Source organism: Ferrimicrobium sp., from assembly GCF_027364955.1.
Classification (GTDB): Bacteria; Actinomycetota; Acidimicrobiia; order Acidimicrobiales; family Acidimicrobiaceae; genus Ferrimicrobium.
The window spans coordinates 1-538 of sequence record NZ_DAHXOI010000083.1; the positions used below are offsets into that span (position 1 = coordinate 1).

A 538-nucleotide genomic window follows, 5' to 3' on the forward strand; every position below is an offset into this window, starting at 1 on the left:
GTCGTCGATGGTTTTGGACCAGCTGGATTCGGATACATCAACGCTTTGAGCTCAGTGTCGCTAAGCGCCAAGAGCTCAACTCCGCGTTCCCCGGCGAGTGAAAGGATCCGCGACACGGTCGCATGGGAGATCCCAAGCGACTGGGCGATCTCGTTACGATTCTTCTCAAGTTCATAGTGGAGGCGAATCACCTCTCTGACATAGTTCATTTCAATTCCCCACGTTTCTTTCTTCTTTGCCACCTGTCGGCCTCCTCTTCCCGTGGATCCCCTCTTTGGGGCTCCTATGGATGAGTATGGCCGATTCGTTGTACCTATCAATCACTTGAAGGAGTTAGAATTCTCCGATTTCAGGAGTTAGAGTTCCTCACTTCCAGGAGTTGGAATTGAGAGGTTTCAGAAGTTAGAGTCGATGAGCTTCAGAAGTTAGGGTGGAGAGGTTTCAGAAGTTAGGCCCGTAACCAAGTACCGAGGAGACTTCCCGGAGCGCTTTGGGAGCCTTGAGGAGGCGAGGAGTTTCTTCCAACGCTTCTTCACCT

1 protein-coding gene is annotated in these 538 nt (G+C 51.5%); it reads right to left on the reverse strand.

Annotated features, from left to right (window positions below):
- The coding region (locus M7Q83_RS14130; RefSeq protein ID WP_298340287.1) for a sigma factor-like helix-turn-helix DNA-binding protein at nt 1-242 on the reverse strand (242 nt) is incomplete at its 3' end.
- Between the last annotated feature and the right edge of the window lie 296 nt (nt 243-538).